Below are 14,089 nucleotides of genomic sequence, written 5' to 3' on the forward strand. Positions count from 1 at the left end.
GTCTGTCGCGCCGGGAATGACCATCCAGGTGATCGCTCAGCGCGTCGTTTTTGACACGCGAAGTGCCGGGGATGTTCCGGCTCGTCCCTCCCCCGAGGAAACGAGGAGACGATGTCCCGCGTCGCTTCGATAGCCACCAATCTCGCCGTCGCCGTCGCCACCACCGCCGTCGGCTGCATGCTGGTGATCACGCTGGCGCCCGCCCAGCACCACGCCGACCCGGTGCGGCTGTCGGCCGGCAGCGCCCTGGCCGCCACGACCGGGCACGGGGGCTCGGCAGCGCGGGCCGCCACCTCCGCGCTCGGCGCGGGCGCCGCCGGCGACGACGCCGGGCAGTTCGCGCCCGTGGCGGGGCGGATCGAGGTCACCGCGCCGCAGGCCGGTGTCGACTTCAAGTCGAACGGCAGCTCCGCCGTGGCCTGGAAGAACAGCACGGGCCGGGAGGTGGACATCTGGCTGAACGCGGACATGGGCCACGGCCGCGCCCAGCGGATGGCGATGGTCGCCACCAAGGCGGGCGCAGCACCGAAAGGCGAGGCGTTCGTGACGCTCCCCCGGGTGCCGCCGGCCCCCCACTACTTCCTGGAGGTGGCCACCGCCGGTGACGGCGCGGTCCGCGGGTTCAGCAGGACCTTCGCCATCACCGAGTGACCGGCCGGAACCGGGCGCCGGCTCCCCAGGGCAGGCGCCCGGTTCGTCGTCCTACGGTGCGGCCAGGTCGACCAGCCCCGCCAGGGCCTCCCGGTGCCGCCCCGGTGACCCCAGCGCGAGCTCATCGCTCTTGGCCCGCTTGAGGAAGAGATGGGCGGGGTGTTCCCAGGTCATCCCGATGCCGCCGTGCAGCTGGATGCACTCCTGGGCGGCGCGCACCGCCACCGGCGCGCAGTACGCCTGGGCGACCGCCACCGCCACTCGCGCGGAGTGCGTCCCGGCGGCCGCGACCACGGGCGCCACGGCGGCATCGGGGCTGCCGGTGGCCAGCGCGTCCGCCGCGTTACGGGCGGCGGCACGGGCCGAGGCGACCTCCAGCCACAGGGTGGCCATCCGGTGCTTGAGCGCCTGGAACGAGCCGACGGGGCGGCCGAACTGGGTGCGCTCGGCCGTGTACCGCACGGTCTCGGTCAGACACCATTCGGCGAGGCCCAGCTGCTCGGAGGCGAGCAGCCCGGCCCCGGTGAGCAGGGCACGCTCGACGGCGGTGTGGGCCCGCTCCCCGGTGGCCAGCAGCCGGCCCGGCGCGCCGTCGAAGGTGAGGTGCCCGAGGGGGCGGGTGAGGTCGAGCGCGGTGACGCTCTCGGCGTGCACGCCGTCCGCCGCGGCGTCGACCGCGTAGAGGGCCGGTCCTTCGGGGCCCTGGGCCCGGACGAGCAGCAGCTCGGCGGCCGTGGCATCGGCGACCGAGGTCACCCGGCCGGTCAGCGCACCGTCCCGGTCGGCACGTACGGCAGGCTCCGGCAGCGCGCCCGGTGCGGTCGGCAGCGGGAGCGCGAGCACGCCGACGGTGCCCGCGGCGAGCGCGGCGAGCGGCCCGGCGACCTCCTCCTGGTGGTGCGCGCAGCCGAGGAGGGCGGTCACCGCGATGACCGCGCTGGTCAGATACGGCACGGGAGCGACCGAGCGGCCCAGCTCCTCCAGTACGACGGCGGCCTCACGGGCACTCGCGCCCGCCCCGCCGAGCTTTTCGGGGACCAGGAGCCCCGCGGTCCCGATGTCCGTGGCGAGCGCCCGCCACAGGCCGCTGTCGGACGGGACGTCCGACTCCAGGCCGGCGAGCACGGTGGCCGGATCGCTGCGGTCGGTGAGCAGCGCCCGTACGGCGGCGCGCAGCGCGTCCTCGTCCTCGGAGTAGAGCAGGTCGGGGTCGGGCGTCGGGGCGCTCGACGGGAGGGGTCCGGCGGTCATCGGGGGAGGTCCTTCCACGCGACGTCCTTGTCGGTGCGCGGCTCGGGCGGCAGCCCCAGCACACGTTCGGCGACGATGTTGAGCAGCACTTCGGAGGTGCCTCCTTCGATGGAGTTCCCCTTGGCGCGCAGATAGCGGTAGCCGGCCTCGCGCCCGGTGAAGTCGACGCCGTCGGGGCGGCGCATCGTCCAGTCGTCGTAGGTCAGTCCGTCCTCGGCCAGGAACTCCACCTCCCAGCCGCTGATCTCCTGGGCGAGCCGGGCGAAGGCCAGCTTCATCCCGCTGCCCTCGGGCCCTGGCTGGCCTTTGGTGAGCTGCTGGCGCAGCCGCTCCCCGGTCAGCCGGGCCACCTCGGCCTCCACCCAGAGCGTCAGCAGCCGCTGGTGCAGGTCGTGGGTGCGCAGTTCGGGACGGGCCCGCCAGTCGGCGGAGGCGACGCCGATCATGCCGCCCTCGCGGGGGATACGGGTCCCGCCGATCGCGACCCGCTCGTTCATCAGCGTGGTCTGGGCGACCTTCCAGCCCTCGCCGACCTCACCGAGGCGGTGGGCGTCGGGGATCCGGACGCCGGAGAGGAAGACCTCGTTGAACTCGGCCTCGCCGGTGATCTGCCGCAGCGGCCGGACCTCGACGCCGGGGTCGGTCATATCGCAGATGAAGTAGGTGATGCCGCGGTGCTTGGGCACGTCGGGGTCGGTGCGGGCGATCAGGATCGCCCAGCGGGCCAGGTGCGCGCTGGACGTCCAGACCTTCTGGCCGTCGACGATCCAGTCTCCTTGGTCGTCGCGCACCGCCCGGGTCGCCAGCGCGGCCAGGTCGGAGCCGGCGCCGGGCTCGCTGAACAGCTGGCACCACACCTCCTCGCCGGTCCACAGCGGGCGCAGCAGGCGCTGTTTCTGCTCCTCGGTGCCGAACCGCAGGAGGGTGGGCGCGGCCATGCCCAGGCCGATGCCGATCCGGCCCGGGTCGTTGTCGGGGGCGCCGGCCGCGGCCAGCTCCTCGTCCACCACCGCCTGGAGGGACCGTGGCGCGTCCAGCCCGCCGAGGCCCTCGGGGAAGTGGATCCAGGCGAGTCCGGCGTCGAAGCGGGCGCGCAGGAACTCCAGGCGCTCCGTGGTGGCGGGAGGGTGTGCGGCCAGCAGCGCGGCGGTGCGCCGGCGCAGTTCTGCGGCGTCGGTCATCGGGCCTCCTCCGCTCCGGGGACCACCACGAGGCGGCCGACGGTGGTGCCGTCGGCGACCCGCTGTACGGCGTCGGCGGCGTCCTCCAGCGGGACCCGCCCGCCGATCAGCGGCTTGACGACGCCCTGTGCGGCGAGCTTGGTCAGCTCCTCGTGGCAGGCGTCCACCGCGGCCGGGTCCTTGGTGTTGTACAGGCCCCAATGCAGGCCCAGGATCGCGTAGTTCTTCACCAGCGCGTGGTTGAGCGCGGGGCTGGGAACGGCACCGCCGGCGAACCCGACGACGATGATCCGGCCCTCGAAGGCGATACACTTGACGGACTTGGCGTACGCCTCGCCGCCCACCGGGTCGTAGACCACATCCGCGCCACGGCCGCCGGTGGCTTCCTTGACGGCGGCGATCAGGTCGTCGGAGCGGCGGTCGAGGACCAGGTCACAGCCGAGTTCACGGGCGGTACGGGCCTTGTCCGCGCCGCCCACCACGCCGATGACCTGAGCGCCGGCGGCCTTGCCGAGCTGTACGGCGGCGCTGCCGACGCCCCCTGCCGCGGCGTGCACCAGCAGCGTCTCACCCGCCTGGATGCGGGCCCTGCGGTGCAGCCCGAACCAGCCGGTCTGGTAGCCGATGTGCAGTGCGGCGGCCTCGGCGTCGTCCAGTGCCTCGGGGGCCGGGCGGACCGCCGCCGCGTCGACGACCACGTGTTCGGCGAAGCCGCCGTCGGGCAGCGGTGGCTGGGCCAGCACCCGTGCCCCGACCGCTCCGGCCGCCCCCTCCCCCACGGCCAGCACCTCACCGCAGATCTCCACGCCCGGCGTGAACGGCAGCGGCGGCCTGACCTGGTAGTGGCCCCGGCAGAGCAGCGCGTCCGGGAAGTTGACGTTGGCGGCCCGCACCCGCAGCAGCAGCTGCCCCGGCCCCGGCTGCGGGTCCGGCACCTCCTCCAGCCGCATCACTTCACGCGGCTCACCGTTCGCGTGTACGCGCCATGCCTTCACCTGGGGCCTCCAGTGACCTTGGATACGCGGGTGGGCGGAGGGCTCCGTCGCCCCTCGCCAGCGACATACTAAGCGGTCGGTATCCCGCAGGGAACAGCCTCCGACGAGTCCCGGCCACCTCCCCGGAGCCTGGTACTGACAGGGTCAGGCTCCGGCCCACCCGATGGCGGAGACTGACCGGCATGGACACATCCACCCCGGGCAACCCCACCGAGCTGGGGAACTTTCTGCGCACCCGGCGCGCCCGGCTCCAGCCGGAGGACGTCGGCCTGGTCCCCTACGGGGCCCGCCGCCGCGTCCCCGGGCTGCGCCGGGAGGAGCTGGCGCAGCTGGCCGGCGTCAGCGTGGCGTACTACACCCGCCTGGAACAGGGGCAGAGCCACAACGCCTCGGAGGGGGTGCTGGACGCCCTGGCCCGCGCACTGCGGCTGACCGCCGACGAGCGGGAGCATCTGCGCGCGCTGGCCCGCCCCGTCAGGGCGCGCCGCCGCCCGGCCGTCCGGCACGCCGCGGTGCGCCCCGGCGTGCGGCGGTTGCTCGCCGCCGTGGCGGACGTACCGGCCCTCGCTCTCGGCCCGCGCTTCGAGGTCCTGGCGTGGAACCGCCTCGGGCACGCCCTGACCGCCGGGCACCTCGACTTCGACTGCCCCGACCGCCCCGCGGACCGCCCCAACGCCCAGCGGATGCTCTTCCTCGACCCGCACACCCGCGAGCTGTACCCGGACCGCGACGCGGAGGTCCGGCGCGCGGTCTCCGCACTGCGGGTGGCCGCGGGGCAGTACCCTGACGACCCCCAACTCGCCGAGCTCATCGGAGAGTTGTCGATGAAGTCCGCCGAGTTCAGCAGCCTGTGGTCCCGGCACGCGGTGCGCAACTGCACCTTCGGCACCAAGCAGTTCCACCATCCGCTGGTGGGCGCGCTGACCCTGGAGTTCGAGATGCTCCGGACGCCGGACGGCTCCGGACAGGGCGTGCTGATGTACACCGCCCCGCCGGGTTCGCCGTCCGAGGCGGCGCTGCGGCTACTCGCCGCGGAGCGCGGCCCAGACCTCCGGGTCCTCGAACCCGAGCGCCCATAGGCCGGTGCCCCGCACCCCGTACTTCCGCAGCAGCGGCAGCTGGGCCCGGACGCCGCGCGCGTCCTGGTACCAGACCTGGTGCTCCGCGCCGTCCTTCTCGTACCGGAAGTGCGGGGTGCCGGAGACCTCGTCGAAGAGGTACCGCGCGCCCACCCGCTCACGCAGCGCCTCGGCCTCCTTCCACGTCAGATGGCCGGCGTGGCCAGTGACTCCGGTGATCCAGTCCCAGCCGTACCCGGGGAAGGCCACCTCGATCTTGTTCCGGGGGATGGTGTCGGTGGCGTAGCGCAGAAACTCCTCGTACCAGTCCTTGGCGGACAGCGGACCCGGGTCACCGCCCGACCAGTGCAGGTCATAGCCCATGATCCGGACCCGGTCGGCGTACCTGCCGAGTTTCCCGTAGTCGAATGCCGTGCCGGATCCGCGGACCCGGGCCATCACGGTGACCACGCACTGCTTGTCCCGGTCGTGCAGCGCCGCGCACAGCTCCCTGACGAGCGCGTTGTACCCGGTGCGCACCCGCTCACGGTCCTCCTTGTCCCCGGTGACCGCCATCTTCTCGTAGTCCAGGTCGAGCCCGTCGTACGAGCGGCTCGCCACCAGGTCCAGCAGCGTCTCCACATGCTCCCGCCGCCGCTCGGGATCGTGCATCAGCCGGGACATCCGCGCGGCGTCCAGGGTCTCGGTCACCGTGGGGACGACCTCGATCCCGGCGTCGTGCAGCCCGTCGATGATGCTGCGCCGCCCCGCCCCCTCCTGCCCCGCGATGGTGCTGCCGGAGGAGGCCTCATACCAGAAGGGGCTGACGGTGTGCAGCTGGGAGGCGTGCCGCAGCGCGTCACGGTAGGCGGCGTCGACATCGCCCCAGTAGGGCAGCCAGGCCGAGACGGTACGTCCGCGGGCCCGGGGGGACTCCGCAGCCGCGGCGGCCGGGGCGAGCGGTCCGGCGAGCACGGCCACGACGAGCAGCAGCGCAAGGGCGGCGCGCGCCCGGAATCCTGATGCATGGTCCATTCACCGAGCGTCACCCGGGACGATCACTGACGCATCGTCAGGAGCGCCGAATGGGGGTGGGGGTGTGCAGTACCGCTTCCGGGGGAGCGTGCGCAAGCGGGTGCACACGGCATACCGAAAAGGACCCGTAAAGCAAGGCGGTCTTCGGCCACACCAAAAGGGGCCGGGTCACCGTGAAACAACGACCGCATCACCTACGGACTTCCACTTCGGACACAACAAACCGCCGGAACTGTGCAACCATTTGACGGATCGTCAATTCAATCCCACCAAGATCAACAGTTGGGAATTGTCGCCATGTAAGGGAAATTCCGTTTTCTTTCGGACACTGTGTTGACGTGTTCCGCAAAATCAATAGAAGCTCTGGGCGAGTTCACCCCAACCAACAAAACGAGAACGGACTCGACTGGTATGTTCAACGTGCCACACCCGGAAGCTTCCGCGGCCTATACGTCCGGCGTCGAAGAGCTCTGCGAGATTGTGTCGAACCAGAGCTACGCCCACCTTCCCGGCGAGCAGGTGAGCGAACTGCTGCGCCGGCGCGACGAGAACGCGGTGCGGGACTGGGACGCTTTCCAGGCGAGCTGGAACGAGATGCCGCTGGACGGCTACATGGCCGACGGCGGACGCTACCGCCGGCGCCGTCACGCCACCTTAAGCGCACCCCGCGCCAGCAACGACTACCGGATCGAGGACCACCAGCCGCACTACCAGACGCTGGACTACAACAACCTCAACGGCGGCATAGCCCGCCACTACGAACCGATCGAGGACCGGATCCTCCGCGGCGAGACCATGAGCAGCCTCGTCACGCTCGGCTGCGACCTCTTCGGACGGCTGGCTCCCTACTCGGCCTGGCACATCGAGTCGCACCAGTTCCGCATCGAGGTCACGGGCGACGAAGTGGCCAAGCCCACCCCCGAAGGCGTGCACCGCGACGGGGTGACCTTCGTCCTGATGGCGATGGTCGACCGGTCCAACGCCGCCAACGGCGAGAGCACCGTCTACGGACTGGAGAAGAACCCGCTGGCCAAGTTCACCCTCGCCGAACCGCTGGACCTGGCGATCGTCAACGACGAGCGGGTCTTCCACGGTGTCAGCCCCCTCGGGCAGTTGGACGACACCCGGCCCGCCCACCGGGACGTGCTGGTGATCACCTACCGTCACAAGGTCTGAGTCCACCGCGGGGCCGCCTCCCCGAGGGCGGCCCCGTCACCCCCACACGCCCGGACCCGAAGAACTGGAACCATGGCCGAACTCTTCGCCGTCGCCGTCATCACCATCCTGGCCGTCATCAGCCCCGGCGCCGATTTCGCGATGACCGTACGCAACAGCTATCTGTACGGACGCACCGCCGGACTTCTCGCCGCGACAGGCATTGCCCTGGGCGTGCTGGTGCACGTCACCTACACCACCCTGGGCGTGGGCCTGCTGCTCGCCCGGTCCCCGGTGGTATTCACCGTCGTCAAACTCGCCGGTGCCGCATATCTCGTCTACATCGGCTACAAGACATTTGTGGCCCGGACCCAACTGGATATCGACCCGTCCGGGGACGAGGAGCTTTCCCGGCTGAGCGCGCTCCGCACCGGATTTCTGACCAATGCGCTCAACCCGAAAACGATGCTCTTCGTGGTCAGCGCGTACACCCAGGTGATTCACGCCGATACGCCCGTCGTCCGCCAGATCGGCTACGGGTTGTTCATGTCCGTCGCCCATCTGGTCTGGTTCTCCCTGGCGGCGCTCTTCTTCTCCAGCGACCAGCTCCGGGGAAAGATGCTGCGGAAGCAGAGCACGCTGAACCGGGTGATCGGTTCCGTGCTCGTCGGGCTCGGTGTGGCTCTGGCGCTGACGCCTGCCGTGCGCTGAGTCCTCGTGCGGTACGCCCGCCCATGCCGGAGCAGTCCGCATGGGCGGGTTCGGCGCGGTCGGCGGGTCAGTCGAGGGCGATCGCCTCGACGCGCGGCTCCGCGATCTCCACGTAGTCCCGCGTGGCGAGGGCGAGGGAGCGGTCGAGACGCGCCGCGTTGAAGTAGAACTCGTCGTGCTCCAGCAGCGCCGGGTCGACGATCAGTTCCAGTTGCTCGTCGAAGGAGAACGGCAGGATGGTGCCGCTGGCGCAGCCCGAAAGCTGCTCCGCGACGTCCTGCGAGGCGAACGAGACATAGGTTCCGCCCAGGAGCCCCTTGATGGCGTTCAGGTCGACGCGCTTGTCCCCGGGAACGACGGCGAGCACATAGCGCTTCACCTTCTTGCCCAACTTCACCATCACGACGATGCACTTGGCGGCCTGTCCGAGCGCATGTCCGCGCAGACGGCTGACCTCCTCGGTGGCGCCCTCCGGCGCATGGTCGATCGTCCGGAACGCGGCCCCGCGCTCCTCGAGCAGTGCGACCAGCTTGCCGTATGTCTCGTGCACGTCCATCCCCTTGACAGTCCTCGTCGGCGACGCGAGCCGCATCATCATGCCAGATCGTAGCCGCCTCCTCACTGCCTGCCAGGAGAAGACGGGTCCTCAGGTCCGCCCGGCCCGCTGCTGGGCGTCCCGGAGGGTCTCGGACGGTGTCGCCCAGCGGGCCCGTATCACGGTGAACCCGGCCCTCTCGCAGGCCTCGCAGACGAGTTCGTCGTCGTCGACGACATGGCGGATCTCGCGGTCACGGGCGATCCGGTGCAGGGTCTCCAGCTTCGTGTGGCGGGCCGGGCGCCGGTCGCTGTTGGGACGCATCCACAATGTCCCCTGCGGCAGGCCGTGTTGGGCGAGCCAGGCCAGGGTGTCCCGGCGGCAGCGCTCCGGACGGCCGGTCAGATAGCCGACCTCGCAGTCCTCGGCGCTGCGCAGCGCCAGGGCCACCCCCTCGGCCAGCGGAGGGTCCTCGGTGGCCGCCGCGAAGAACGCCTTCCAGTCGCGCGGGGTGCGCCGGAGCCAGTGCTGCCGGTGTCCGGAGTCGGCGAGAGTGCCGTCCAGGTCGAAGACCGCAAGCGGGCGCGTCGTCATGCCGTCGTCATCCTCTTCCGTCGCCGCTCCTCGCCGGATGCCCGGGGCGCGGTGACCGTGATCCGGCCGGATTCGATGCCCTGTGCGAGGGAGAGGCGATCGTACGCGAGGTCGGCGCAGGTCGCGGTGTCCATCCGGAGCCGGACGTCGGGGTGTTCGGCCGGGCCTTCCGCATAGCCGGGCCCGTCGCCGCCGAGGACGACATGGAACTCCCCCTCGTCCAGGGCGATGTCGACCACCCCGACGTCGCCCGCGGTGAAGTGCCCCGCGAGCCGTGCGAGGAGCGGGACGGCGAACCAGTGGGCCCGCACCGCGTCCGTCGGGCGCTTCTCGTCGAGGGCCGGGGCGCCCCAGTCGGCGAGGGCGCTGAGCGCGGGCAGCAGGGCGCGGCCGCGGGCGGTGAGTTCGTAGACGAAGGCCGCTCCGGGCGGGGCGAGCCGGCGGCGGGTGACCAGGCCGTCCCGCTCCATGTCCTTGAGGCGGGAGGCGAGCATGTCGGTGCTGACGCCGGGCAGGTCGGCGTGCAGGTCGGTGTACCGCCGGGAGCCGCCCAGCAGTTCCCGGACGATCAGGAGCGTCCAGCGGTCGCCGACGGCGTCCAGGGCTCGGGCGACGGCGCAGTACTGGTCATAGCTTCGGCGCGGCATGGCCCCAGCATAGACAGAAGTTGGACTTTCCAAGTCGCCACTTGGTAAAACCAAGTACGTTGTGACGAATGACGAGTGCTGCCGCGCCGCGCGGTGAGCGAGGACCTGGAGGCCACCGCATGCAGTTCAAGCAGTCCAGCAAGATGGCCGACGTCTGCTACGAGATCCGCGGGCCGGTGATCGAGCACGCGGACGCGCTGGAGGAGGCCGGCCACAGCGTGCTGCGGCTGAACACCGGCAATCCGGCACTGTTCGGCTTCGAGTGCCCCGAGGAGATCCTCCAGGACGTGATGCGCAACCTCTCCCGCGCACACGGCTACACGGAGTCCCGCGGCATCCTCCCGGCCCGCCGCGCGGTGGCCCAGCACTACCAGCAGAGCGGGCTGACCGACGTCGGCGTCGACGACGTCTACCTGGGCAACGGCGTCTCCGAGCTCGTCTCGATGGCGGTCCAGGCGCTGCTCGACGACGGTGACGAGGTCCTGATCCCGGCCCCCGACTTCCCCCTCTGGACGGCGGTCACCACCCTCGCCGGCGGCAAGGCCGTGCACTACCTGTGCGACGAGTCCGCGGACTGGCTGCCGGACCTCGACGACCTCGCCTCGAAGATCACCGACCGCACCCGGGCGATGGTCATCATCAACCCCAACAACCCCACCGGTGCGGTCTATCCGAAGGAGCTGCTGGAAGGCATGCTCGATCTCGCCCGGCGCCATCAGCTGATGGTCTTCGCCGACGAGATCTACGACCGAATCCTCTACGACGACGAGGTCCACCACCACGCCGCGGTGCTCGCCCCCGACCTGGTGTGCCTGACCTTCAGCGGACTGTCCAAGTCCTACCGGGTGGCGGGATTCCGCTCCGGCTGGCTGGTGGTCTCCGGCCCCAAGCAGCACGCGGCCGACTATCTGGAGGGCCTGGGCACCCTCGCCTCCATGCGGCTGTGCCCGAACGCGCCCGCGCAGTACGCCATCCAGGCGGCGCTGGGCGGCCGGCAGTCCATCAGGGACCTGGTGCTGCCGGGCGGGCGGCTGCGCGAACAGCGCGATGTGGCCTGGGAGCGGCTGAACGAGATCCCGGGCGTCTCCTGCGTCAAGCCCAAGGGCGCGCTCTACGCCTTCCCCCGGCTCGACCCCGCCGTACACAAGATCCACGACGACGAGAAGTTCGTGCTGGACCTGCTGCTGCGGGAGAAGATCCAGGTCGTCCAGGGCACCGGCTTCAATTGGCCGCGCCCGGACCACTTCCGCATCCTCACCCTTCCGCACGCCGATGACCTCGACGCGGCGATCAGCCGGATCGGCCGCTTCCTGGCGGGCTACCGCCAGTGACGCCGGGCGCCGCCCCGGCCCCCGCCCCGCTTCCCCGCTCTCCCCGCCCGTCCGTCCACCCTCGGCGGTCACCCGAACGGCCGAAATCCGCCCCCGCCCCCCGCCGACCGCTCCCCGGGCCGGCCGGGGGCGCGGAGCCGGGCCGGAAGGCCGTCCTGGCGGCGCCGGGGCGCTGCGACCCCGTACGGAGGTCCCCCACCCCGGACCACCCGTTCTCCCGGCACCGGCCCGCCCGGCGTCGCCCGCGAATCGAACGCGCCCTTGAGCGCATCGCGCGCAACAGATTAGGTGGAGGGCGGCAATCCTGCCGCGACCCCACAAGGGAGAGGGATTTCCATGCCCGTACGGCCCGCAGTCACGGAAGCGGAACTCGAAGCTCACCTGCACGGCATATGCTTCAAGACGGGTCCGCCACGCCGCATAGGGGTCGAGATCGAGTGGCTGGTCCATGATGCGCGCAACCCCCGATGTCCGGTCGAACCCGACCGGCTGCGCCATGCGGCCACCACCCTGCGCGCCCTCCCCCTCACCTCCCTCCTGACCTTCGAACCCGGCGGCCAGCTGGAGCTCAGCTCGCTGCCCGCCACCTCCCTGACCGAGTGCATCGAGGCCGTGACGGCCGATCTCGCGCTGGTCCGCCCCACCATGCTGGCGCTGGGCCTGGGGATGGCCGGCCACGGTCACAATCCGTGGCATCCGCCGCGCCGCGTCCTGACCGACCCGCGCTACAACGCCATGGAGGGGTACTTCGACCGCTGGGGCTCCGCCGGGCGGTCCATGATGTGCGCCACCGCGTCCGTGCAGGTGTGTGTGGACGCCGGTTACGAGGAGCCGGGGCCGCTGGGACTCGGCCGGCGCTGGCTGCTGGCCCATCTGCTGGGCGCGGTGCTGGCCGCGGCGTTCGCCAACTCGCCGACCAGCGAGGGCTGCCCCACGGGCTACCGCACCACCCGCCAGGTGGTCTGGTCCCAGCTCGACCCGGACCGTACGCTCGCCCCGCCGATGGGACCGGATCCGCGCACCTCCTGGGCGCGCTATGTCCTGGACGCCCCGGTGATGTGCATCCGGGCCGAGGACGGGCCCTGGGACGCGCCGGAGGGCCTCACCTTCCGCGAGTGGGTCCGTACGGGCGTGCCCAGACCGCCCACCCAGGAGGATCTGGACTACCACGTCACCACCCTCTTCCCACCGGTACGGCCACGCGGCCATCTGGAGCTGCGCATGATCGACGCGCAGTCGGGTGAGACCGGGTGGGTGGTGCCGCTGGCCGTGACGGCCGCGCTGTTCGACGATCCGGAGGCCACCGAGCGGGCCTACCGGATCGTCAAACCCCTTGCCGAGACGGCCGGTTCGCGACCGGCACCGCGCAATCCGCTGTGGCGGCGCGCGGCCCGTGGGGCGCTGACCGACCCGGAGCTGCACGCCGCGGCGGTCGGCTGCTTCGCCGCGGCCCAGGAGGCGCTGCCACGGCTCGGCGCCTCCGACGAGGTGCGGGCGGCGGTCGCGGCGTTCACCGAGCGCTATGTGGCGCGCGGCCGCTGCCCCGCGGACGACCATCTCGACGCCCTGTACGCCGCGGAGGGCGATCTCATTCCCGGGAAGGACAGCCAGTGACCATCGACCCCGAGCTCCTTCGCGAGCGGGCGGCCTCGGCCCTGCTCGCCGCCCGCGACCGCACCCGCCTGCTGACCACCTGTGTCGAGCAACCCGATCTCGTCGCCCAGCACTCCCCGTTGATGTCCCCCCTGGTGTGGGACCTGGCGCACATAGGCAACCAGGAGGAGCAGTGGCTGCTGCGCACCGTCGGCGGCCGTGAGGCGCTGCGGCCGGACATCGACTCCGTCTACGACGCCTTCGAGCACCCGCGCGCCGAGCGCCCCTCACTGCCGCTGCTGGCGCCCGACGAGGCGCACGGCTATGTCGCCGAGGTCCGCGGCCGGGTGCTGGACATCCTGGAGCGCACCCCCCTGCACGGCGGTCCGCTGCTGGACTCCGGCTTCGCCTTCGGCATGATCGCCCAGCATGAGCAGCAGCACGACGAGACCATGCTCATCACGCACCAGCTGCGCCGCGGGCCCTCGGTGCTCACCGCGCCCGAGCCGCCGCCCCTCTCCGACGAGATCATTCCGGCCGAAGTCCTCGTCCCTGGCGGGCCGTTCACCATGGGGACCTCCACCGAGCCCTGGGCACTGGACAACGAGCGGCCCGCGCACCGCCGGCTGGTGCCCGCCTTCCTGATCGACACCACACCGGTCAGCAACGCCGCCTACCAGCGGTTCATCGAGGCCGGCGGCTATGACGAGCCGCGCTGGTGGGCCCCGGAGGGCTGGGCACAGGTGCAGGAGCACACGCTGCGCGCCCCGCTGTTCTGGAGGCGCGACGGCGACCAGTGGCTGCGCCGGAGATTCGGGGTGACCGAGCCGGTGCCGCCCCACGAGCCGGTGCTGCACGTCAGCTGGTACGAGGCGGACGCCTATGCGCGCTGGGCCGGCCGGCGGCTGCCGACCGAGGCGGAGTGGGAGAAGGCCGCCCGCTACGACCCGGCGACCGGGCGGGCCATGCGCTACCCCTGGGGCGACGAGGACCCCACCCCGGCGCACGCCAACCTCGGCCAGCGGCATCTGCGGCCCGCCCCGATCGGCAGCTACCCCGACGGCCAGTCGCCCCTCGGCGTACGGCAGTTGATCGGCGATGTGTGGGAGTGGACGGCGAGCGACTTCCTGCCGTACCCGGGGTTCGCCGCGTTCCCCTACCGGGAGTACTCGGAGGTGTTCTTCGGCGATCAGTACAAGGTGTTGCGCGGCGGGTCGTTCGCGGTCGATCCGGTCGCCTGCCGGGGCACCTTCCGCAACTGGGACCTGCCGGTCCGGCGGCAGATCTTCTCCGGTTTCCGTACCGCCCGGGACGCCGACCCGATGGCGGAAGCATGAGGCCCGGGGCACGGA

The 14,089-nt window shown here is 71.7% G+C and carries 14 protein-coding genes; 7 read left to right on the forward strand and 7 right to left on the reverse strand.

Annotated elements, in window-relative coordinates:
- The first annotated feature begins 111 nt into the window (after positions 1-111).
- Positions 112-651 carry a hypothetical protein gene (locus ACZ55A_RS07260; protein WP_468835577.1) on the forward strand — a complete coding sequence of 180 codons (540 nt, stop codon included), beginning with the start codon at positions 112-114 and terminating at the stop codon, positions 649-651.
- A 51-nt stretch (positions 652-702) separates the two neighbouring features.
- On the opposite strand, the gene ACZ55A_RS07265 is transcribed toward ACZ55A_RS07260, so the two are convergent.
- The 3 genes from ACZ55A_RS07265 to ACZ55A_RS07275 are packed head-to-tail and all read right to left on the reverse strand — an operon-like array spanning position 703 to position 4,078.
- On the reverse strand, positions 703-1,902 hold the full coding sequence (locus ACZ55A_RS07265; protein WP_468835579.1) for an acyl-CoA dehydrogenase family protein: 1,200 nt from the start codon (positions 1,900-1,902) through the stop codon (positions 703-705).
- Positions 1,899-3,083: an acyl-CoA dehydrogenase family protein gene (locus ACZ55A_RS07270; RefSeq protein ID WP_468835581.1), complete on the reverse strand. Its 1,185-nt coding sequence runs from the start codon at positions 3,081-3,083 to the stop codon at positions 1,899-1,901. The genes ACZ55A_RS07265 and ACZ55A_RS07270 overlap by 4 nt, the downstream gene beginning before the upstream one ends.
- Positions 3,080-4,078: an NADPH:quinone oxidoreductase family protein gene (locus ACZ55A_RS07275; protein WP_468835584.1), complete on the reverse strand. Its 999-nt coding sequence runs from the start codon at positions 4,076-4,078 to the stop codon at positions 3,080-3,082. The genes ACZ55A_RS07270 and ACZ55A_RS07275 overlap by 4 nt, the downstream gene beginning before the upstream one ends.
- 182 nt (positions 4,079-4,260) lie before the next feature.
- Here ACZ55A_RS07275 and ACZ55A_RS07280 point away from each other — a divergent pair, with 182 nt between their 5' ends.
- On the forward strand, positions 4,261-5,157 hold the full coding sequence (locus ACZ55A_RS07280) for a helix-turn-helix transcriptional regulator (RefSeq protein WP_468835587.1): 897 nt from the start codon (positions 4,261-4,263) through the stop codon (positions 5,155-5,157).
- Here the strand turns inward: ACZ55A_RS07280 and ACZ55A_RS07285 are convergent.
- Positions 5,101-6,171, reverse strand: a complete 1,071-nt coding sequence (locus tag ACZ55A_RS07285) for a glycosyl hydrolase family 18 protein (protein WP_468835589.1) — start codon at positions 6,169-6,171, stop codon at positions 5,101-5,103. The two genes, ACZ55A_RS07280 and ACZ55A_RS07285, sit on opposite strands and share 57 nt — an antisense overlap.
- A 411-nt stretch (positions 6,172-6,582) precedes the next feature.
- Between ACZ55A_RS07285 and ACZ55A_RS07290 the strand changes: the two genes are divergently transcribed.
- On the forward strand, positions 6,583-7,347 hold the full coding sequence (locus ACZ55A_RS07290) for a 2OG-Fe dioxygenase family protein (protein WP_468835592.1): 765 nt from the start codon (positions 6,583-6,585) through the stop codon (positions 7,345-7,347).
- A 72-nt stretch (positions 7,348-7,419) separates the two neighbouring features.
- Positions 7,420-8,037 (forward strand): LysE family translocator, encoded by a 618-nt coding sequence (locus ACZ55A_RS07295; protein WP_468835594.1) that lies wholly within the window; start codon positions 7,420-7,422, stop codon positions 8,035-8,037.
- 67 nt (positions 8,038-8,104) lie between these two features.
- On the opposite strand, the gene ACZ55A_RS07300 is transcribed toward ACZ55A_RS07295, so the two are convergent.
- From ACZ55A_RS07300 to ACZ55A_RS07310, 3 genes are all read right to left on the reverse strand, one after another.
- The gene (locus ACZ55A_RS07300) at positions 8,105-8,593 is read right to left on the reverse strand and encodes a YbaK/EbsC family protein (RefSeq protein WP_468835597.1); all 489 of its coding nucleotides are present in this window, start codon (positions 8,591-8,593) and stop codon (positions 8,105-8,107) included.
- 90 nt (positions 8,594-8,683) lie between these two features.
- Positions 8,684-9,166, reverse strand: a complete 483-nt coding sequence (locus tag ACZ55A_RS07305; protein WP_468835600.1) for a phosphatase domain-containing protein — start codon at positions 9,164-9,166, stop codon at positions 8,684-8,686.
- Positions 9,163-9,813, reverse strand: coding sequence for a winged helix-turn-helix transcriptional regulator (locus tag ACZ55A_RS07310; RefSeq protein ID WP_468835602.1), 651 nt, complete (start codon positions 9,811-9,813; stop codon positions 9,163-9,165). The genes ACZ55A_RS07305 and ACZ55A_RS07310 overlap by 4 nt, the downstream gene beginning before the upstream one ends.
- Positions 9,814-9,932: 119 nt before the next feature.
- Here ACZ55A_RS07310 and ACZ55A_RS07315 point away from each other — a divergent pair, with 119 nt between their 5' ends.
- The 3 genes from ACZ55A_RS07315 (at position 9,933) to egtB (ending at position 14,074) form a co-directional block, all read left to right on the forward strand.
- A complete protein-coding gene (locus ACZ55A_RS07315; protein WP_468835605.1) occupies positions 9,933-11,144 on the forward strand; it encodes a pyridoxal phosphate-dependent aminotransferase in 1,212 nt (403 codons plus the stop codon).
- Positions 11,145-11,480: 336 nt separating this feature from the next.
- Complete coding sequence (gene egtA / locus ACZ55A_RS07320; protein WP_468835608.1) at positions 11,481-12,758, forward strand: ergothioneine biosynthesis glutamate--cysteine ligase EgtA; 1,278 nt, start codon at positions 11,481-11,483, stop codon at positions 12,756-12,758.
- Positions 12,755-14,074: an ergothioneine biosynthesis protein EgtB gene (gene egtB, locus ACZ55A_RS07325; protein ID WP_468835611.1), complete on the forward strand. Its 1,320-nt coding sequence runs from the start codon at positions 12,755-12,757 to the stop codon at positions 14,072-14,074. Before egtA ends, egtB begins: the two co-directional genes overlap by 4 nt.
- The last annotated feature ends 15 nt before the right edge of the window (positions 14,075-14,089 follow it).

The sequence above is a fragment of the Streptomyces sp. NPDC034111 genome (genome assembly GCF_055575375.1).